Origin of the sequence: Halorientalis litorea (assembly GCF_023028225.1) — an archaeon.
GTDB lineage: Archaea > Halobacteriota > Halobacteria > Halobacteriales > Haloarculaceae > Halorientalis > Halorientalis litorea.
Map to the genome: position 1 here is coordinate 1,223,991 of NZ_CP095482.1, position 19,099 is coordinate 1,243,089.

General features: G+C 67.7%; 19 protein-coding genes and 3 pseudogenes. 12 read left to right on the forward strand and 10 right to left on the reverse strand.

Annotation, left to right across the window (positions count from 1 at the left end; translation table 11 throughout):
* The first annotated feature begins 68 nt into the window (after positions 1 to 68).
* A complete protein-coding gene (locus tag MUG95_RS06545) occupies positions 69 to 314 on the forward strand; it encodes a GIY-YIG nuclease family protein (protein ID WP_372608187.1) in 246 nt (81 codons plus the stop codon).
* Positions 315 to 350: 36 nt separating this feature from the next.
* Positions 351 to 1,724 carry a phosphoglucomutase/phosphomannomutase family protein gene (locus MUG95_RS06550; protein ID WP_247010267.1) on the forward strand — a complete coding sequence of 458 codons (1,374 nt, stop codon included), beginning with the start codon at positions 351 to 353 and terminating at the stop codon, positions 1,722 to 1,724.
* 1 nt (position 1,725) lies between these two features.
* Here MUG95_RS06550 and MUG95_RS06555 read toward each other — a convergent pair whose 3' ends face one another.
* Positions 1,726 to 2,094, reverse strand: a complete 369-nt coding sequence (locus MUG95_RS06555) for a GNAT family N-acetyltransferase (RefSeq protein WP_247010268.1) — start codon at positions 2,092 to 2,094, stop codon at positions 1,726 to 1,728.
* Between the two features lie 2 nt (positions 2,095 to 2,096).
* The gene (gene samp2 / locus MUG95_RS06560; RefSeq protein ID WP_247010269.1) at positions 2,097 to 2,303 is read right to left on the reverse strand and encodes a ubiquitin-like small modifier protein SAMP2; all 207 of its coding nucleotides are present in this window, start codon (positions 2,301 to 2,303) and stop codon (positions 2,097 to 2,099) included.
* Between the two features lie 118 nt (positions 2,304 to 2,421).
* Here samp2 and MUG95_RS06565 point away from each other — a divergent pair.
* The 7 genes and pseudogenes from MUG95_RS06565 to MUG95_RS06595 all read left to right on the forward strand — a co-directional run.
* A pseudogene (locus MUG95_RS06565) lies at positions 2,422 to 2,787 on the forward strand (AAA family ATPase); the annotation flags it as partial.
* 51 nt (positions 2,788 to 2,838) lie between these two features.
* Positions 2,839 to 4,089, forward strand: a pseudogene (locus tag MUG95_RS06570) (replication factor C small subunit); the annotation flags it as partial.
* Positions 4,090 to 4,092: 3 nt separating this feature from the next.
* Positions 4,093 to 4,704, forward strand: a pseudogene (locus MUG95_RS06575) (replication factor C small subunit); the annotation flags it as partial.
* A gap of 213 nt (positions 4,705 to 4,917) precedes the next feature.
* Complete coding sequence (gene alaS, locus MUG95_RS06580; protein ID WP_247010270.1) at positions 4,918 to 7,698, forward strand: alanine--tRNA ligase; 2,781 nt, start codon at positions 4,918 to 4,920, stop codon at positions 7,696 to 7,698.
* Positions 7,698 to 8,489 carry an alpha/beta fold hydrolase gene (locus MUG95_RS06585; RefSeq protein WP_247010271.1) on the forward strand — a complete coding sequence of 264 codons (792 nt, stop codon included), beginning with the start codon at positions 7,698 to 7,700 and terminating at the stop codon, positions 8,487 to 8,489. The genes alaS and MUG95_RS06585 overlap by 1 nt, the downstream gene beginning before the upstream one ends.
* A 71-nt stretch (positions 8,490 to 8,560) precedes the next feature.
* Positions 8,561 to 9,280 (forward strand): type 1 glutamine amidotransferase, encoded by a 720-nt coding sequence (locus MUG95_RS06590; RefSeq protein ID WP_247010272.1) that lies wholly within the window; start codon positions 8,561 to 8,563, stop codon positions 9,278 to 9,280.
* Positions 9,281 to 9,455: 175 nt separating this feature from the next.
* Entirely contained in the window at positions 9,456 to 10,619 is a 1,164-nt protein-coding gene (locus MUG95_RS06595) for an acyl-CoA dehydrogenase family protein (RefSeq protein WP_247010273.1), read from the forward strand.
* A 1-nt stretch (position 10,620) separates the two neighbouring features.
* On the opposite strand, the gene MUG95_RS06600 is transcribed toward MUG95_RS06595, so the two are convergent.
* From MUG95_RS06600 to MUG95_RS06620, 5 genes are read right to left on the reverse strand one after another with little or no spacing between them, the layout of a single operon-like run.
* Positions 10,621 to 11,913, reverse strand: coding sequence for a hypothetical protein (locus MUG95_RS06600; protein WP_247010274.1), 1,293 nt, complete (start codon positions 11,911 to 11,913; stop codon positions 10,621 to 10,623).
* 57 nt (positions 11,914 to 11,970) lie between these two features.
* Complete coding sequence (locus tag MUG95_RS06605) at positions 11,971 to 12,438, reverse strand: cupin domain-containing protein (protein WP_247010275.1); 468 nt, start codon at positions 12,436 to 12,438, stop codon at positions 11,971 to 11,973.
* A 30-nt stretch (positions 12,439 to 12,468) separates the two neighbouring features.
* Entirely contained in the window at positions 12,469 to 12,954 is a 486-nt protein-coding gene (locus MUG95_RS06610; protein WP_247010276.1) for a cupin domain-containing protein, read from the reverse strand.
* Positions 12,955 to 12,999: 45 nt separating this feature from the next.
* Positions 13,000 to 13,164, reverse strand: coding sequence for a DUF6757 family protein (locus MUG95_RS06615; RefSeq protein ID WP_247010277.1), 165 nt, complete (start codon positions 13,162 to 13,164; stop codon positions 13,000 to 13,002).
* Between the two features lie 59 nt (positions 13,165 to 13,223).
* The gene (locus MUG95_RS06620; RefSeq protein ID WP_247010278.1) at positions 13,224 to 14,000 is read right to left on the reverse strand and encodes a PHP domain-containing protein; all 777 of its coding nucleotides are present in this window, start codon (positions 13,998 to 14,000) and stop codon (positions 13,224 to 13,226) included.
* 117 nt (positions 14,001 to 14,117) lie between these two features.
* Here MUG95_RS06620 and MUG95_RS06625 point away from each other — a divergent pair, with 117 nt between their 5' ends.
* From MUG95_RS06625 to MUG95_RS06635, 3 genes are all read left to right on the forward strand, one after another.
* Complete coding sequence (locus tag MUG95_RS06625) at positions 14,118 to 14,405, forward strand: DUF5789 family protein (RefSeq protein WP_247010279.1); 288 nt, start codon at positions 14,118 to 14,120, stop codon at positions 14,403 to 14,405.
* Between the two features lie 84 nt (positions 14,406 to 14,489).
* A complete protein-coding gene (locus tag MUG95_RS06630; RefSeq protein WP_247010280.1) occupies positions 14,490 to 16,490 on the forward strand; it encodes a beta-propeller domain-containing protein in 2,001 nt (666 codons plus the stop codon).
* 176 nt (positions 16,491 to 16,666) lie between these two features.
* Positions 16,667 to 16,840 (forward strand): DUF5786 family protein, encoded by a 174-nt coding sequence (locus MUG95_RS06635; protein ID WP_247010281.1) that lies wholly within the window; start codon positions 16,667 to 16,669, stop codon positions 16,838 to 16,840.
* Here MUG95_RS06635 and MUG95_RS06640 read toward each other — a convergent pair.
* The 3 genes from MUG95_RS06640 to MUG95_RS06650 are packed head-to-tail and all read right to left on the reverse strand — an operon-like array spanning position 16,827 to position 19,042.
* Complete coding sequence (locus tag MUG95_RS06640) at positions 16,827 to 17,549, reverse strand: DUF7530 family protein (RefSeq protein WP_247010282.1); 723 nt, start codon at positions 17,547 to 17,549, stop codon at positions 16,827 to 16,829. The genes MUG95_RS06635 and MUG95_RS06640 overlap by 14 nt on opposite strands.
* A complete protein-coding gene (locus MUG95_RS06645) occupies positions 17,546 to 18,499 on the reverse strand; it encodes an NAD(P)H-binding protein (protein ID WP_247010283.1) in 954 nt (317 codons plus the stop codon). Before MUG95_RS06645 ends, MUG95_RS06640 begins: the two co-directional genes overlap by 4 nt.
* A 42-nt stretch (positions 18,500 to 18,541) precedes the next feature.
* Positions 18,542 to 19,042: a DUF7858 family protein gene (locus MUG95_RS06650; protein WP_247010284.1), complete on the reverse strand. Its 501-nt coding sequence runs from the start codon at positions 19,040 to 19,042 to the stop codon at positions 18,542 to 18,544.
* Positions 19,043 to 19,099: the final 57 nt, after the last annotated feature.

Genomic DNA, 19,099 nt, shown 5'->3' on the forward strand with positions numbered 1-19,099 from the left:
CCCATTCACGCCTCGTCCGGGGACGACCCGGGCACAACACTGACTTCCTACGGTCCCGACGCTGGTCTGTGAGCGACCACTACGTGTACGTCCTGCGCTGTGCCGACGACACCCTCTATACGGGCTACACGACCGACATCGAGCGGCGCGTCCGCGAACACGAGCGAGGCGACGGCGCGAAGTACACCCGCGGGCGAACGCCCGTCGACCTCGTCCACGTCGAGCGGTTCGACTCGAAGTCGGCCGCGATGTCACGCGAGTACGAACTCAAGCAGTACTCGAAGGCCGAGAAAGAGCGGCTCGTGGGTGGTTAGCGAGGGTTTTTTCTCCGGGGCGTCAGGACGGCACGTATGGAGGAGATTTCGTTCGGCACCGACGGCTGGCGGGCAACGCTAGAGACGTTCACCGACCGCCGCGTCCGGGCCGTCGGACAGGCCGTCGCCACCTACCTCCGCGAAGAGGGAGCGGGCGGCACCGTCGCCGTCGGCTACGACGCCCGCGAACACTCCCGGGGGTTCGCCGAGGAACTCGCCCGCGTCCTCTGTGCCAACGGCTTCGACGCGCTCGTCCCCCAGCGCGACGTGCCCACGCCGGTCCTCGCGTGGACCGTCCGTGACCGCGAACTGGCCGGCGGGCTGATGGTCACGGCCTCGCACAACCCGCCCGAGTACAACGGCGTGAAGTTCGTCCCGGCGGGCGGCGCGCCCGCGAGTGCCGACGTGACCGACGCCATCGAGTCCCGACTGGCACCACCCGACCCGCTCCCCGAGGCCGAGTACGGGACCGTGACCGAGACGGACCTGCTCACCCCGTACGTCGACCACGCACGCTCGTTCGTGGACGCCGACCTCGGCGGGTTGCAGGTCGTCTACGACGCGATGCACGGGAGCGGGCGCGGCGTCACCGACCGCGTCCTCGACGCCGCCGGAGCCGACGTGGAGCGACTCCGCTGTGACCGGGACCCCACGTTCGGCGGCGAGTCGCCGGAACCCAGCGCGGAGCGACTCGGCCGACTCCGCGAGCGTGTCCGGTCCGGCGAGGCAGACGTCGGCATCGCCAACGACGGCGACGCCGACCGCATCGGCGTCGTGACGCCCGGGCGGGGGGTCCTCGACGCGAGCCTGTTCTTCGCGACCGTGTACGAGTTCCTCTTGGGGGCACACGACGGGGCGGCCGTCCGTACCGTCTCGACCAGCAGCATCGTGGACCGTGTGGCCGACGCCCACGGCGAACTCGTCTACGAGACGCCGGTCGGGTTCAAGTACGTCGCCGCCAAGATGCAGGAACGCGACGCGCTGGTGGGCGGCGAGGAGAGCGGCGGCTTCGGCATCCGCGGCCACCTCCCGAACAAGGACGGCGTCGTGACCGCACTCTTGGCGGCCGCCGCAGCCGCCGACCGACCGTTCGACGAGCGCGTCGATACCCTCGAAGGAACACACGGCGAGGTCCATCAGGACCGCGTGAGCGTCGACTGCCCCGACGACCGGAAGGCGGGCGTCGTCGCCGACCTCGACGGCGCGCTCCCCGACGAACTGGCCGGCGAGGCAGTCGAGCGCGTCAACGACGTGGACGGGTTCAAGATATTCCTCGCCGACGGGACGTGGCTCCTCGTGCGGCCGAGCGGGACGGAGCCGAAACTCCGGGTGTACGCCGAAGCCACCAGTGCCGACCGGGTCGAGGAGTTGCTCGCCGCCGGGCGCGAACTGGTCGAACCGCTCGTCTGACTCACTCGACCGACCGCACGCCACGAAGTCGGCCGTCCGCCACCACCTCGATTTCGAACCCGAGTGCGTCCCAGAACGGGCGGACACGTGGGTCGAACTCGGCGACGAGGCGACCCCGTCGGTCGGCGGCGGCGGCGACCAGTGCCGTCCCGATGCCCTGTCCGCGGCGGCCGGGTCGAACCGCGATAGCCTCGATTTCGTGCCCGTCGAGGAGACACGCCCCGAGGACGCGCCCCTCGCTGGTGGCGACGAGCAGGTCCGCACCGTCGATGGCGGCCTCGACCGCTCCCGCGTCGGTTTGGAGCATCGCGCTGTCGAAGACGGTCATCGCTGCCGGGAGGGCATCCGAGCGTGCTTCGTGGACTCGCACCGTCAGCCCCCCTTGACGAGTCGGAGGATGCGCACGTGGTCGGCGTCGAGTGGCCGGTCCTCCGGGACCGGTGCGTCGTCGACCAGCACGGACACTTCGTGCGGGCTGAACCCGACGGCGGCGAGGAGGTCCGCGTACGTCGGGTCCGCCCCGAGGTCGGCGGGGTCGAGTTCGCGCGTCTCCCCGCCGACGACATCGACCGTAACCATACCCACCCGTTCGGCCTAGCGGGTGAAGGCGTTTCGGAGTCGCTCGGGGCGGAGACGTGCGGGAACTCCGCGCTGCAGTCCCGGGCAGTTTAAGACTGCCCCACTCCAGGGTCGGGACATGAGCGAGGCCGACGCCGAGTCGCGAAGCGGGCGCGACGAGATATGGATAGAGAAGTACCGCCCGCAGACGCTCGAAGACATCGTCGGGCAGGAGCAAATCGTCGAGCGCCTCCAGAGTTACGTCGCCCGGGACGACCTCCCCCACCTCATGTTCTCGGGGGAAGCAGGCGTGGGGAAAACGACCAGCTCACAGGCTGTCGCCCGGGATCTCTACGGCGAGGACTGGCAGGAACACTTCCTCGAACTCAACGCCTCCGACCAGCGCGGCATCGACGTGGTGCGCGAGCGCATCAAGAGTTTCGCGCGCTCCTCGTTCGGCGGCCACGACTACCGCATCATCTTTCTCGACGAGGCGGACTCTCTGTGCGTGCCACCGGGTACCGAAGTCGTCACCGGGTACCCGTCGAAGCCAGAGGTGAAACCGATAGAGGAGGTCGCAGAGGACGGTGAGCCGGTTCCGTCCGTCGACTTCGAGACGAACGAGATACAGTCCGACAAGGGCCGCCTCGTCGATTCCGGCGTGGCCGACTTCTTCGAACTCGAACTGGAGGACGGACGGACGACCATTGCGAGCCCCACGCACCCGTTTTTCGTAGTCGGCGGAGATGGCCGACTCGTCGAGAAGGAGCTACGGGAGCTGTCCCCCGGCGACGAGATTGCCGATTTCAAAGACGAGATCGGAGTGGCACAGTGCGACACCTGTGGCGATTGGACCGCAGGGAGATTCTGTTCCGTCGACTGCAAGAACGACGGGCACAGTCGTGAGATGCAGGGGCAGGGGAACCCGATGTACGGGACCGAGTGGTCCGACGAGAGACGCGAGAAAATCGTCGAGAAACTCTCTGACGGCCGATTCGAAGGTGAGAACAATCCGAACTACGACGGCGAGTTCCACGGCGTCCAGATATGGGAGATGGACGAGGAAGCCGTCGAACGGTTCCGCGATAATCTCAGTCAGATCCGGTCCGGGACCACGTGGGACGAGTGGGTCGTCGACGCCGACCCGGAGGCGGTCAAAGAAAGAATCGGGAACGCTGCGGCAGAGTGGTGGGACAGTCTGGACGACGACGCGAAGGCAGAAATCGTCGAACGGAGCACGGAAGCCTGTGACTACCCCGTTTGTGACATTACTGGGGACAACAACCCGATGCGTGACCCCGAAGTTGCACAGAAAGTTTCGGAAGCTCTGCAGGGACACGAACCGACCGGAGGAAACATCAGACACAGTGACGAACTCGGCCATCTCGTCCGCTCCGATTGGGAGTACGAAGTCGCAAAGGCCCTGCAGGATGCCGAAGTCGAATACGAGTACGAACCGGAGTTCGAGCTGTCGGATTCGATGTTCCACCCCGACTTCTTGATTGGAGATACGGTCGTCGAGGTCAAGGGTGTCGCCGAACTGTGGGGACAAACCGAGAAAGTCGAGGAGTTCTTGGAGTCGTACGGTGATGACTACACGTTCGTCGTCGTCGGAGACGGTGAACTTCCTCACCACGAACACTACGAGAGAGACGAGTTCGAGCCAGCACTCGTCTCCGACGGTGGACTACAAGCGGTCGAAACCGTCAGAATCAGTCGCATCGATTACAGCCACCGCGGAAAGGCCTACAACATCAGCATGGAGGACACACCGAACTTCATGCTCGCCAACGGGATCTTGACCCACAACACCGACGACGCCCAGTCAGCGCTCCGCCGGACGATGGAGCAGTTCTCGAACAACGTCCGCTTCATCCTCTCGTGTAACTACTCCAGCCAGATTATCGACCCCATCCAGTCCCGGTGTGCGGTCTTCCGGTTCGCGCCGTTGTCCGACGAGGCCGTCGAGGAGCAGGTCCGCATCATCGCCGACGAGGAGGGAATCGAACTGACCGACGACGGTGTCGACGCGCTAGTCTACGCCGCCGGAGGCGACATGCGCAAGGCTATCAACGGCCTACAGGCCGCCGCGGTCACCGGCGACGTGGTGGACGAGGAGGGCGTCTACGCCATCACGTCGACCGCTCGGCCCGAGGAGATACGGGAGATGGTGACCCGCGCGCTCGACGGGGACTTCCTCGCGGCCCGGTCGAAACTCGACGACTTGCTCACCGACGAGGGTATCGCCGGCAACGACGTCATCGACCAGTTGCACCGGTCGGTCTGGGAGTTCGACTTGGACGACGAGGCCGCCGTCACGCTTCTGGACCGTATCGGCGAGGCAGACTACCGCATCACCGAGGGAGCCAACGAGCGCATCCAACTGGAGGCTCTGTTGGCGTCGCTGGCACTGGACGAGTAGCCACGGAACGGGCGAAATTCCGACCGAACCGGCAGTTTGTACAGCGGTATGTAGCGGTCGGTAGCGGACAGTCCCGACTGTAGCGAGCGGCACGTATCGGGGACGGAATCACACGATAGCGGCCCCACGACGCACGTAGAGGACGGACTGGCGGCGGCGAATCTCGCCGCCTGTTCGGAACTGTTTTAGGCCGCGCTCGGCCACAGTAGGGCAATGAGTCAACTCGAATCGGAGTACCGACTCCAGTACTTCGAGGACAACGGGTTCCATCGGCTGGAGTGTGTCGACTGTGGCGACCACTTCTGGACGGTCGACGGGGGCCGGGACACCTGTGGGGAACCGCCCTGCGCGGAGTACGATTTCATCGACGACCCCGGTTTCGCCGAGGAGTACAGCCTCGCCGAGATGCGCGAGGCGTTCCTCTCGTTCTTCGAGGACCACGACCACGAACGCGTCGACCCCTACCCGGTCGCCGCGAACCGCTGGCGCGACGACGTGTTGCTGACCCAAGCCTCCATCTACGACTTCCAGCCGCTGGTCACGTCCGGCGAGACGCCGCCGCCGGCAAACCCCCTCTGCATCAGCCAGCCCTGCATCCGGATGCAGGACATCGACAACGTGGGCAAGACGGGCCGGCACACGATGGCCTTCGAGATGATGGCCCACCACGCGTTCAACGCCCGCGAGGACGTCGAAGACGAGTACGCCTACGAGGGCGAAGTCTACTGGAAAGAAGAGACCGTGGCGTACTGTTTCGAGTTCTTCGAGTCCCTCGGTGCCGACACGGACGAACTCACCTTCATCGAGGACCCGTGGGTCGGCGGCGGCAACGCGGGACCCGCCCTCGAAGTCATCTACCAAGGGGCGGAACTGGCGACGCTCGTGTTCATGTCCATGGAGCAGGACCCGGAGGGCGAGTACGAACTCAAGGACGGTAACCGCTACAGCCCGATGGACACCTACGTCGTCGACACCGGCTACGGACTGGAGCGGTGGACGTGGGTGAGTCAGGGGACGCCGACCGTCTACGAGGCCGTCTATCCCGAGATGATTGCCTTCCTCAAGGACAACGCCGGGGTCGACCTCAGCGACGAGGAGGAGTCGGTCGTCCACCACGCCGCGAAACTTTCGGGGCGGATGGACATCGACGAGGCCGACGACGTGGAGGCCGCCCGGGACACCATCGCCGAGCAGGTGGGCGTCTCCGCCGACGAACTACGCGCGTTGATGGCACCGCTGGAAGACATCTACGCCATCTCCGACCACTGCCGGGCACTCGCGTACATGCTCGGGGACGGTATCGTCCCCTCGAACGTCGGGACGGGCTATCTCGCCCGGATGGTCCTCCGCCGGACCAAGCGGCTGTGTGACAACGTGGGCGTCGACGCGCCGCTGGACGAACTCGTGGACATGCAGGCCGAGCGGCTCGGCTACACGAACCGCGACACCGTGCGCGATATCGTGCGCACGGAAGTCGAGAAGTACCGCGAGACGCTGGACCGGGGCGGCCGCCGCGTCCGTCAGTTGGCCGAGGAGTACGAGAACACCGGCGAGCCGATTCCCACGACGGAACTCGTCGAACTGTACGACTCACACGGCATCCAACCGGACATGGTCGAGGAGATAGCCGCCGAGCGCGGCGTCGACGTGGACGTGCCCGACGACTTCTACTCGGTCGTCGCCCAACGCCACGGCGGCGACGAGGACGACGAAGCGGCAGAACCCACGGCCGAGACAGCGCGGTTCACTGACCTGCCCGAGACGGACCAGCTGTACTACGAGAACCAAGAGCGAACCGAGTTCGAGGCGATGGTACTGGACGTGTTCGAGCGCGAGGACGGCAACTACGACGTGGTACTCGACGGGACGATGTTCTACCCGGAGGGCGGTGGTCAGCCAGCGGACCACGGCGTCCTCTCGACGGACGAGGTGACGGCCGAGGTGACCGACGTACAGCGGTTCGACGGCGTCATCGTCCACCGGGCGGACGACGACCCCGGCAAGGGCGAGTTCGTCCGCGGACAGGTCGACGCGAGCCGGCGGCGGCGGTTGATGCGTCACCACACCGCGACGCACATCGTCGGGCACGCCACCCGCGAGGTACTGGGCGACCACATCCGGCAGGCCGGGGCACAGAAACACACCGACAGTGCCCGCCTCGACGTGCGACACTACGAACCCATCACCCGCGAGCAGGTCAAGGAGATAGAGCGACGCGCGAACGCACTCGTCACCGAGAACACGGCGGTGACACAGGAGTGGCCGGACCGCCACGAGGCCGAGTCGGAGTACGGCTTCGACCTGTACCAAGGCGGCATCCCGGCGGGCGAGCAGATACGCCTCATCCACGTCGACGAGGACGTACAGGCCTGTGGCGGCACGCACGTCTCCCGGACCGGCGACATCGGGGCCATCAAGATTCTCGGCACCGAGCGCATCCAGGACGGCGTCGAGCGGGTGACCTTCGCCGCGGGCGAGGCGGCCATCGAGGCCACCCAGCGCGCCGAGGACGCGCTCTCCGACGCCGCCGACGTGCTGGACGTGACGCCCCAAGAGGTTCCCGAGACGGCCGAACGCTTCTTCGAGGAGTGGAAAGAACGGGGCAAGACGATAGAGGACCTGCAGGAGGAACTCGCGGAAGTCCGGGCGGCGGGCGCGAGCGACGGGGACGAGGTGACCGTCGGTGACGCGACGGCTATCGTCCAGCGTCTCGACGCCGGGATGGACGAACTCCGGGCGACGGCCAACGCCATCGTCGAAGAAGGGAACATCGCCGTCGTGGGCAGCGGTGCCGACGGCGGGCAGTTCGTCGTCGCCGTGCCCGACGGCGTCGACGTGGACGCCGGTGAAGTCGTCGGCGAACTCGCGTCCCGCGTCGGCGGCGGCGGCGGCGGCCCGCCGGACTTCGCACAGGGCGGTGGCCCCGACGCCGAGGCTGTGGACGACGCGCTGGCGGACGCCCCGGACGTACTCAAGCAGGTCAGAGACGCCTGATGTCACGGACCGAACGCGAGGGTGTCACTCTCTACTACGAGGCGGTCGGGAGCGGGCAGACCGTCGTGTTCGTCAACCCCGCGGGCTACGGCGCGTGGTGCTGGTCGTGGCTCGTCGACGCACTCGCCGGACCCGTCGAGACGCTCGTGTGGGACTACCGGGGGACGGGCCGGTCGGATGGCCCACCCGGACCGTACGACGTGGGGACGCTCGCGGCCGATCTCGACGCCGTGCTGGCCGACCACGGGGTCGACGGGGTCCACCTCGTCGGCGCGGGACTCGGCGGGATGGTCGCGCTGGAGCACGCGTTCCGCGGGGCACGGGCCGAGACGCTGACCCTCGTCGGGACGACGGCCGACGGGGCACGCGTGAACGCGGACGCCCTCGACGCGCTGGCCGCGCCGCGTGACGACGCCGACGCGCTCCGCGAGTCGCTCCGGGGTGCGTTCTCGGCGGGCGTCGTAGCCGACCACCCGGACGCAGTGGACCGAATCGTCGAGTGGCGGGCCGAGGACGACGCCGACGCGGCGGGGTGGGACGCACAGACGGCGGCGATGACGAACTACGACGCGAGCGACCGTCTCTACGAGATGACGCGCCCGACGCTGGTAGTCCACGGCCGGGCCGACGGAGTGGTACCGTTCGACGCCGGGCGTGCCCTCGCGGACGGGTTGCCACGCGGTTCGTTCCAGCCCGTCGAGACGGGCCACCTCGCGGCGGCGGCGGACCCGGGTGCCGTCGAGGACGCACTGACCGGGTTCCTCGCGAGCGAGGGCGTCGACGGCGTCTGAGCGCGTCACGGACCGCGGCGAGTCCTGCCGAAACGAAACGCCCTTTGCCGCGAACAGACTTTCACACGGTAATGTCACGGCCACGCATCGCGCTGTTGAACGCGGCTCACGAGGGTGCGAACACCCGGCGGAACTTCCGCCGCGAACTCGACGCGGACTTGGTCGAGTTCCACTGTCCCTCGGGCGACGTGCCCGAGACAGTCGCGTTCGACGGCTGTGTGGTCACCGGCTCCCGGGCCTCCGTCTACTGGGACGAACCGTGGATTGCCGACGTGAAGTCGTGGGTCGGCGAGGCCGTCGACGCCGGCCTGCCCTTCCTCGGCGTCTGTTGGGGTCACCAACTGCTCGCGGACGTACTCGGCGGCCACGTCGAGGACATGGGCGAGTACGAACTCGGCTACCGGACCGTCGAACACGACGGCGAGAACACACTCTTGGATGGCGTGAGCGACGCATTCACCGTGTTCACGAGCCACTCGGACCGGGTGGCCGAAGCCCCACCGGGAGCCGAGGTGTTCGCCGAGAACGACTACGGCATCCACGCGTTCCGCGCGGACCGGGTGTTCGCCGTGCAGTTCCACCCAGAGTACGACACCGAGACGGCCGCGTCCGTCACGCAGGGGAAAGACGACCACCTCCCCGACGAGCGTATCGAGGAGGTACTCGACGGCATCCACGAGGACCACTACGCGGCCGCCTGCGAAGCCAAGACGCTGTTCGACAACTACCTCCAGTTCGTCGAGCGCGTGACGGCGGACGGCACGACGGGACGGCACGCCGCCGACGACTGACGAGCGGGGTAGTCGCTACCGACCGGCCGCGCGACAGCCGGGGATTGCGGGAACAGTACCCCCATACAGCGTCTCGTGACGGTGAGCAGCGGGCGTCTGTGGGCAACCGGTTACCCCGCTTACAACTCTCGACAGGTTGGGGAGTGTTTTTATCGTTGGAAACCAAGTGTAGGCCATGCTCGACTACGTGAACTTGGAGTCGGACCTCTCGGACGAAGAGCGGATGATACAGGAGACCGCCCGGGAGTTCGTCGAGGAGAACGTCACACCGGACATCGGTGACCACTGGATCGAGGGCACGTTCCCGACCGACCTCATCCCCGAGATGGGCGAGATGGGCTTTTACGCCCCGAATCTGGAGGGCTACGGCCTCCCGAACGTCAGCGAGAAGGCCTATGGCCTGTTGATGCAGGAGTTGGAGGCGTGTGACTCGGGGCTGCGTTCGATGGCCTCGGTGCAGGGCGCGCTGGTCATGTACCCGATTCACGCCTTCGGGAGCGAGGCGCAGAAAGACGAGTGGCTCCCCAAACTCGGGACGGGCGAGGCGGTGGGCTGTTTCGGCCTGACCGAACCCCAGCACGGCTCGAACCCCACGGCCATGGAGACCCGGGCGGAAGCCGCCGACGGCGGCTACGTGCTCAACGGCGCGAAGACGTGGATTACCAACTCCCCGATTTCGGACGTGGCCGTCGTCTGGGCGCGTGACACCTCCGACCCGGACACGCCCGTGCGTGGGTTCCTCGTCGAAACCGACCGCGACGGCGTCACCACCAACAAAATCGACGAGAAACTCTCGCTCCGTGCGTCCATCACGGGCGAAATCAGCCTGCAGAACGTCTTCGTCCCCGAGGAGAACGTCTTGCCGGACGTGCAGGGGATGAACGGGCCGCTGTCGTGTCTCACGCAAGCGCGCTACGGCATCGCGTGGGGTGCTATCGGGGCGGCACGGGACAGTTTCCAGACGGCGCTGGACTACGCGAAAGACCGCGACCAGTTCGGCGGCCCCATCGCGCGGTTCCAGATGCAACAGGACAAGCTCGCGGAGATGGCGAGCGAGATTACGCTGGCGCAGTTGCTCGCCCACCGGCTGGCGGACCTGAAAGAACGCGGGGAGATGCGGCCCCAGCACGTCTCGCTGGCAAAGCGCAACAACGTGCGGATGGCGCGGGACCAATCACGCATCGCCCGGGAGATTTTGGGCGGGAACGGCATCACTGCCGACTACTCGCCGATGCGTCACATGGCGAATCTCGAAACCGTCTACACCTACGAGGGCACCCACGACATCCACACGCTCATTCTGGGCGAGGACCTCACCGGCATCCCCGCCTACGAGTAACTCAGGCCGACCGGAGCGCGTCGGCGACAGTCGCGCTCGCGCCCGCCGCCGCGCGGGCGAGTTCCCGGATACGTACGTACCCGCCCAGCGGTCGCTCGAGTACGTCCACCTCGACGGCGTCGTCGGCGTCCCACTCGCTCAACTCTTCGTCAGCGTGGGCGAGTTCTTCCACCGAATACCGCAGCACCCGCCGAGTGAGGTGATACCCCGATGCCGCCGCGGCGGACTCGACCGCCGACACCGCGTCCTGTCTGAGTCGCCGCACGTCGTCGCCGTCGGAGACGGTCGTGTACTCGCCAGCCGCGACACGTTGACGGAGCGAGTGGAACGCCGAGACCCGTGTCAGCGACCAGTGGAGCGAGGTGACGTACCCGGCGTGACGGTCCGGGTCTCCGTCGGGAACGTACCCGGCGTGCTGGCCGAGGCCTTCGAGTGCGGCACCGGCGGGCGCGTCCACGGCGGCCCCGTCGAGATACGACGACGGGTCGTCCGGCGCCGCCGGGAGCGACTGCTGGCGGTCACGGGCCGTCCGGGCGAGGGCGTCGGCCGCGCCGACGAAGGCGTCACGGAGCGAGCGACGCCGGTCGAGGGCGGCCACGAACTCGTCGTAGAGGTACGTCGCGTGGTCGACGGCCGCCCGGGCGCGCTCGATGTCGCCCCCGTACTCCCCGAACCAGAGCGTGTCGACCGGAGCGTCGGGCGCGAAGAGCGAACTGCCCTCGTCGAGGCGGTCCTCGATTACCGCGTGGAGGACGACCGCCGCCGCGGGGTCGTCGCCGACGTACGCCCAGCGGTCACGGAACGCTCGCAGGTCCTCCCGGACCGCCAGTCGCTCCTCGAAGAGGGCGTCGTCCGTGACGCGCCCCTCGACGGCGGCCCACGTCGTCGCCGCCGCCCGTGCCCAGCCGCGGGCGTGAGCCACGGTTTCGAGCGTACTGGCCGTCGGCGGGGCGGCCGCCACCTCGTCGAGGTGTCGTCGTGCGTGGGCACGCTCGTCGATGGTGTGTTCGCGGACGGTATCGTCGGAAACGTCGTCGACATCGAGCGGCTCCGGGACGCTGGCCAGTACCGACTCGGCACGGGCCACCTGGTCGGCGACGTAGTCTGGTTCGATACCGACCGGCACCACGTCTCGGACCGTCGGAGTTTCCCCCGACGCGACTTCGTTCAGAACGGCTCCGTCGACGGTCGGCTCCGCACCGTCGATAGCGTCACCGAGGCTGCCACACCCGGCAAGACAGCCGAGAGCGGCGGCGGTACTGCCGAGGAGGGCGCGGCGCGTTCGGGGGGCCATACTGTGGCCGGGTGGTCGAACGACAATAAATGGACACGACAAGCGTCCCCGGACGGGTCAGTCGAACCGTCCAGTTTCGGCCCCGCACTCGGCACACAGCGTCAGGATGGCGTCCCGGTCGTCGGTCAGTTCCAGTTGCTGCTCGGTCCGACCGTCACAGTCCGCACACTCCCGCAGCATCTCCGTCTCGCCCATCTCGGCGGGCGCGCCCATCGCCAAGGCGACGACGCGCTCCTCGCCCTCGTTGGTTCCGAGTTGCCACTCACCCGGTTCGAAGCGGACAGCCTCGCGTTCCGCGACGGTGACCGTCCCGTCCTCCGTCTCGAAGGTGACAGTCCCGGTGGCGACGTAAAACACCTCCTCTTGGTCACTGTGGCGGTGATAACCGAAGCCAAAGCTCTCGCTCGGTTCGAGTTCGTAGTAGTTCAGTACCATGTCCGTGGCACCGAGCGCGTCGCCTACCTTGCGCTTGGTGTCGGCCGGTCCCATCCGGTCGTCCACGTCGTCGACGTTGGTGTGGTCCATAGACGGGCGACGGGCGGGACAGGTAAAAATCTACTCGGCCGCCTCGTCGGGCCAGTAGTCCACGTCGGCGTCCTCGGGGTAGTATTTGGTCAGTTTCCGCCCCTCGTGTCGGCCCGGGGGCGTCCCGGTGTAGACGCCGACCTTGTCCATGTCGGGATAGACCACCACGTCCGGGTCACGCATCGTCGAGATGGCGAGGTACCGGAGCGGGTCGTCGCCGTCGTTGACGACGCGGTGGCCGCCCGCCTCGCCCGCCGGAAGGGCGACGTAATCACCCGCAGACAGCGCGTGCTCGCCGTCGTCGAGGCGGACGGTGCCCGTCCCGGCGAGGACGTATATCGCCTCCTCGTTGCCCTCGTGGTAGTGATACGGCCACGAACGCTTGCCCGGCGGGAGTTCGTAGAGGCTACAGCCGATGTCCTCGCCGTCCGCCGCGGCGGCCAGTTGCTTCCGGCGGAACGCCGTCTCGCCGTGGTCGGACTCGGTCCAGTCGATGTCGTCGCCGTCGACGTGCACAGCAGTCGCTGTCGGGTGGCGACGTGAAAAGCGTGTGCGGGTCACTCACTCCGCGCCGTCGATGTCGAGTTCCTCTCGGAGGTTCTCCAGTGCGTCGCTGTCGGAGAGTTCCTCCATCTGTTCTTGGAAGTGTTCCTCACAGACGCCGACCTTCACGCCGTCTTTCTCGACCGCCACGTCCGCGTCGCGGTCGCAGTAGTGACACCGCATACCTACTGGTAAGAGCCACGCGAGTAAGAACCCTGCGACCGTGTCCGACGCCCGGCAGACTACGCCAGTGCCGCACGGAACCGGGCGAGGTCGACCCGGTCCAAGCCCGCGCGCCCGAGCGTCTCGTCGTGGGCGTCGCTCCCGCCGGTGACGAGCAAGTCGTGTGCCTCTGCGGCCTCGACGACCGGCCCCGGGTCCGGGTCGTCGTCGTAGGGATAGTACAGTTCCACCGCGTCGAGGTCGGCGGTCAGTTCGAGCGCGCGCTCGGGGTCACCGTACCGGAGCGGGTGGGCCAATCCGACCACGCCACAGGACGCACGGAGGACCGCGAGGCCCGTCTCGAAGTCGGGGATGTCCCGGGCGACGTAGCACGGGCAGTCGCTCCCGATGAGCGAGTCGAACGCACCCTGATAGTCGTAGTCTGCGGGGCTGTCAGCGATGGCGCGGGCGATGTGCGGGCGGCCGACACCCTCCGTGGGGTCGATGTCGAGGGTCACGCCGAGACGGTCCTCGACGCAGCCGATAATTCGGCGTGCCCGCTCGATACGGTCCCGTTGGAGGTGAGAGACGACATCCGCGAGTGCCGGGTGCGGGCGGACACCGTACCCCAGCAGGTCGACACGCTGGTCGCCGGTGTCGACCCGGAGTTCGATGCCGTGGACGAGTGTGACGCCGTCGCGGACCGTCACCGGCTCTTCCAGCACGGGACTCAGCCGGTCGTGGTCCGTGATGGCGACCACCTCGACGCCCGCGCGCTTCGCGGCGGCGGGCACGGCGTCGAGCGTGAGCGACCCGTCGGAGGCCTGCGTGTGGACGTGGAGGTCCGCAACGACCATACGGGCGGTCGGGACGGCCCGCCAAAGGCGGTTCCGGTCGTGGTCCTTAATGCCACTAGATTACTTCGGTAGAATTAGTGAGGAAAGTTTATGAAGGTTTGAGCGTCACTGTTACGTATGCGATTGCTCAGCGGCCTCGACGAGGCAATCGGTGCCCACGAGTATCCGGCGACCACCGAGGAAATCATCGAGGAGTACGGGGACCTCGAACTCGAACTGCCGAACGGGGACGAACAGTTGGGGGACGTACTCGGCCGTCTCGATTCGGAGACGTTCGAGTCCGCCGAGGACCTGCGGCTGTCGGCCTACAGTGCGGTGAGTTCGAACGCAATCGGGCGCAAGGGCTACAGCGACCGCGACCCGTCGACGCCCGGCGAAGGCGGCCACGACCAAGTCTCCTTCTGAAGCGGGGCGGCCCCGCTGACCGTATGTAAAGCGAACGTTTGAGCCTCCACAACGGCCTTTGAGTGGGGTGTCACAGTGTGGGACATGGGACGCGACCAGACAGTTGTACTCGGAGTCCTGTTGCTCGCGGTCGGTGTCGCCGTCGGGGCCGGTGCCGTCGCGCTCGCCGACGGCGGCACGGCCGCGCCGCGAGCGACGCCGGAGACTCCGGACAACACGACCGACCCGTTCGCCGCCACGGACGCGAGCCTCACGCAGTTCGAGAGTGACTCGGCGTTCGCCGACTACGTCAGGCGCGGCCAGCGGTTGGCCGAGGACCACGGCTTCCAGAGCAGACGCCGCCCAGTCGACCGGCGGAGGGTGGCCGAAGAACCGGATATCGTGCGGGACACGCCGGTCGCCACCGAGGCCCCGGAGATGGCCGGCGGTGACGGCGGTGGCGGCGCGAGCGCCCCCGAGCGCGTCAGCGGGACGAACGTCCAAGTGGCGGGTATCGACGAACCGGACCTCGTGAAGACCGACGGCGCGCACCTCTACTACGCCTCGCCACGGGACCGCCCGCGGCCGCGCGCGCCGCGGGAGGGCGACGGCAGGGGTGACGGTGAGACGAGCGTCCTCTCCATCGAGACGCCACCGGAACCGACGCGGGTAGCCGACATCGACGCCGCGGGACAACTGCTCCGGTCGGGCGACACCCTCGTCGTGATGGAAGAAGACAAACTCGTCGGCCACGACGTGAGCGACCCGGCCGACCCCGAGGAAGTCTGGACACAGGAGCTAGCCGACGAGGTGGTCACCGCACGACTGACCGACGGGACGATGTATCTGGTCACGCGCTCTGCCGTCTCGCTCTCGGACCCGTGTCCCGTCGAACCGCTCGGCGGCGCGGCGTCCGTCGCCTGCACCGACATCTACCGCCCGTCCGGGCAGGTGCCGGTCGACGCGACGTACACGGCACTCGCGCTCGACCCGACCAGCGGCGACGTGCGCGAGACGGCGACGTTCGTCGGCACGAGCGACACGACGGCGGTGTACATGTCGAACAGGTCGCTGTACGTCACCTACTCCGAGGGGACCCGACGCGCCGAACTCCGCCTCGATTTCCTGCTGACCGAACAGTCCGACCGCCTCCCCGACCGGACGCTCGACCGACTGCGGACGCTCCGCGGGTACAACATCTCCGCGGAGGCGAAAGCGGTCGAGACGCGGCGGATACTCCGGGACTGGACCCGGACGCTCGGCGACGACGAGCGACAGCGCGTGCGGAGCAACATCGAGAACGACTTCCGCTCGTATCTGGCCGCCCACCAGCGTGACCTCGTGCGGACAGGCATCGTCCGGGTATCGACCGACGACCTCTCCGTCGAGAGCGTCGGAACGGTTCCGGGTCGCCCGCTCGACCAGTTCTCCCTGAGCGAACACGACGGGACGCTCCGAATCACGACGACGGTCCCGAGTGCCGGGAGCGCCGAGTCGGGCAACGACCTGTACACCCTCGACGCCGACACGCTCGACCGCCGCGGAGCGGTGACCGACATGGGGGCGGGCCAGCGCGTCTACGCCACACGGTACGTCGGCGACACGGCCTACGTAATCACCTTCCGTCGGGTCGACCCGCTCCACGTCGTCGACCTCTCGGACCCCGACGACCCAGCGGAGGTCGGCGAACTGGAACTGCCGGGGTTCTCGACGTACCTCCATCCCATCGACGACGACAGGGTACTCGGCATCGGCGAGGAGGACGGCCGCGTCAAGGCCGTCCTGTTCGACGTGTCGGACCCCTCGGACCCGACCGTCGCGGACGACTACGTCCTCGACGCGCGGTTCTCGGCCGTCTCCGAGTCGCACCACGCGTTCCTGCTCGACCGCGAACACGGCGTGTTCTTCCTGCCGACGGGGCAGGGCGGGCGCGTCGTGGACTACACCGACGACGACCTCTCGCTCGAAGCGACCGTCGACACCGCGGGGAGCGCGCTCCGGGCACGCTACGTCGACGATTCCCTCTACGTGTTCGGCCACCGGGAAGTCGTGGTCGTCGACGAACGGACGTGGGAGCGGACCGCGACCCTCGACCTCGACGACTGACCGGCGCGTGTCGGCGGGCAGGGCCGGCCACGACGGGCACTCGCCGCCGGAACCGGTGCCCGAAACCGCTGGTATCAGCCCCACTGTGCCGGGTTTGGTCGATGGATATATATACCAGAACTGGTGCGACCGTTACATTCATACTCGACTGTCGTTTACCGTGAGTGTGAGTACCAATGTCTATGGGAGCCTACGACGAGGACGAACACGAACGTCGTGAACGCAAGAACAGCGAAGTCGATGCGGCGTTCGACGACGAGCGGACGAGTTACCACGGGTCCGTCGAGTACGACAGCGGCGAGTCCGCCGAGGAACTCTTAGACCAGTTCGAGCAAATCAAGTCGGAGTGACGCCGTCCCTTCTGACGCCACGCCTGAGGAGGAGCACGGAGAGTCCCGTGACCACCGTCACCGCGCCGACGTGCCCGACGACTGCCGTCAGGAGGACGGGGTACGGGAGCAGGAACGGGACCAGCGCGAGTTGCAGCAGGCCGAACCCCATCGTCTCTAGGTCCGCCCGCTGGAGTGCCCACGCCGTCTCGGAGTCGAACCGATACCGGTAGGACCGCCACAGGGCCGCGACGCTCGCCCACCACCCCGTCCCGATGCGATAGCACACGTCCCACAACACGAGGAGGACGAGGTAGACGACGAGAATCGGCGGCTCCGGGCCGAGAAGTCGCTCCACGAGCGGGACCTCGGCGTACCGCGGGTCGAAGACGAACAGGTGGGTCACCAGTGCGACGTAGGCGAGGACGGCGAGGACCACTTCGATGCTCGACCCGAACAGGAGGCGTCGGTACGATTCGGGGACCGCCTCGCGGCGGACGAACCGGCCGATTCGGAGCATCTCGACGCTCCCGGCGGTGGCGACGACCACCGCGACAGTGCCCGCGATGGCCGCCGTCCAGAGGCCGTACACCGCCGCGAGCGCGAGGATAGCCGTCTCGAAGACGAGAAACTGGAGTGCCACCGCCGCCCGCGTCGAGAGGTCGATGCCCGGGAGCGCGCCGACGATGCTCTCGTAGGCCCACGTCTCCCCGTACTCTGGCCCCCTCACCGCTCTCCCGCCACCGGTGAGTATCCCTCGGTCGACTGGTCGGCCGCCGATTCCGGCGGCTTGGCGGGGTTGTGGACGGCCCGTGCCACCGCCTCGTCGAACGGCGTCAACTCGATGGGAAGGTGGTCGCGGATGCTGTCGTCGTGGACCACGACCGAGTTCTTCAGGCCGAGGATGAGCGGATAGGCGACGGACTTCGGGACGCTCGTCACGAGTCCGACCCAGTACATCGAGATTCGCGGCGTCAACACTGGAACGGGGACGATGAGCGGCCGCCGCCCGGTGACGGTTTCGGCCGTCCGGGCCATCACCTCCCGGTACGTCAGTACGTCCGGCCCGCCGATTTCGTAGGTTTCACCCGCCGTCTCTGGCTGGTCGAGGACACCCGCCAGATAGGCCACCACGTCGCCGATGGCTATCGGTTGACACTCCGTGTCCACCCACTTCGGCGTCACCATCACGGGCAAACGTACCGCCAACTGGCGCACCATCTCGAAACTCGAACTCCCGTCGCCGATGATGATGGCCGCCCGCAACGACGTCAACTCGAAGGTCCCCTCCGAGAGGACGCGTTCCACCTCCCGGCGGGACTTGAGGTGTTCGGACAACCGCTCGCGCTCCTCGCCCAACCCGCCGAGGTAGACGGCGCGTTCGACACCCGCGTCGTCGGCCGCGTCGACGAAGTTGCGGGCCGCCCGGCGGTCCCGGTCGGCGTAGTCCGGTCCCGCGTGCATCGAGTGGACGAGATAGTACGCCGCGTCGACCCCGTCGAGGGCCGCCTCGAAGCTGCCGGGGTCCAGCAGGTCACCCTCGAAGACGGCGACGCCGTCCAACCCCTCGTACTGCGTCTGGTCGCGGACCAGCACCCGCACGCGGTGGCCCGCATCGACCAGTTCCGGGACGAGATGGCTCCCGACGAAGCCCGTCGCACCGGTGACGAGAACGTGCATACTCCCGAAAAGGGGACGGGCCATCTTAACGGCGGCGTCGAGTCAGCACTCCCGGAGGTCCGAGACGTCGCTCCGCGTCTCCGCCAGCGCGTCCGTCCGTTCGGGCGAGAGGTCCGCCGCCACAGCCTCACAGGCCCCCGCCAGCGGGTCGTGGGTCTCGACGTACGCCGCCAGTGCCAGTTCCTGCTCGCTCGCACCCGCGAGTTCTAGCGTCTCCGTCCGCGAGAGGTGCCCTGTCAACCAGTCCCGGACCAGTTCGCGGCCGGTCGGCCCGAGCGGCGACACCTCCTCGCCGAGCAGGTGGAGGGTCTTGGCGGCCGTCACCGGCGCGATACCGGCGACGCGGGCAGCCGCGCCGACGGGTCGGCCCTCGGCGTACACCTCCACCACCGTCGCCGCCGCGGCCGGGTCACAGGGCAACGCCTCGCCGTACTCGGCCAACCGCTCGGCGAGCGAGGCGTCCGTCTCGTCGACGGTGGCGACCCCCCGGTCACGCTGCTCGGCCGTGACCTCCACCCCCGCCGCGATGTCCGACAACACCATGGACGCCGGTACCGCCATCTCGGTGTTAAACGTTCGTGGTTCGACGGCGTCAGCCCG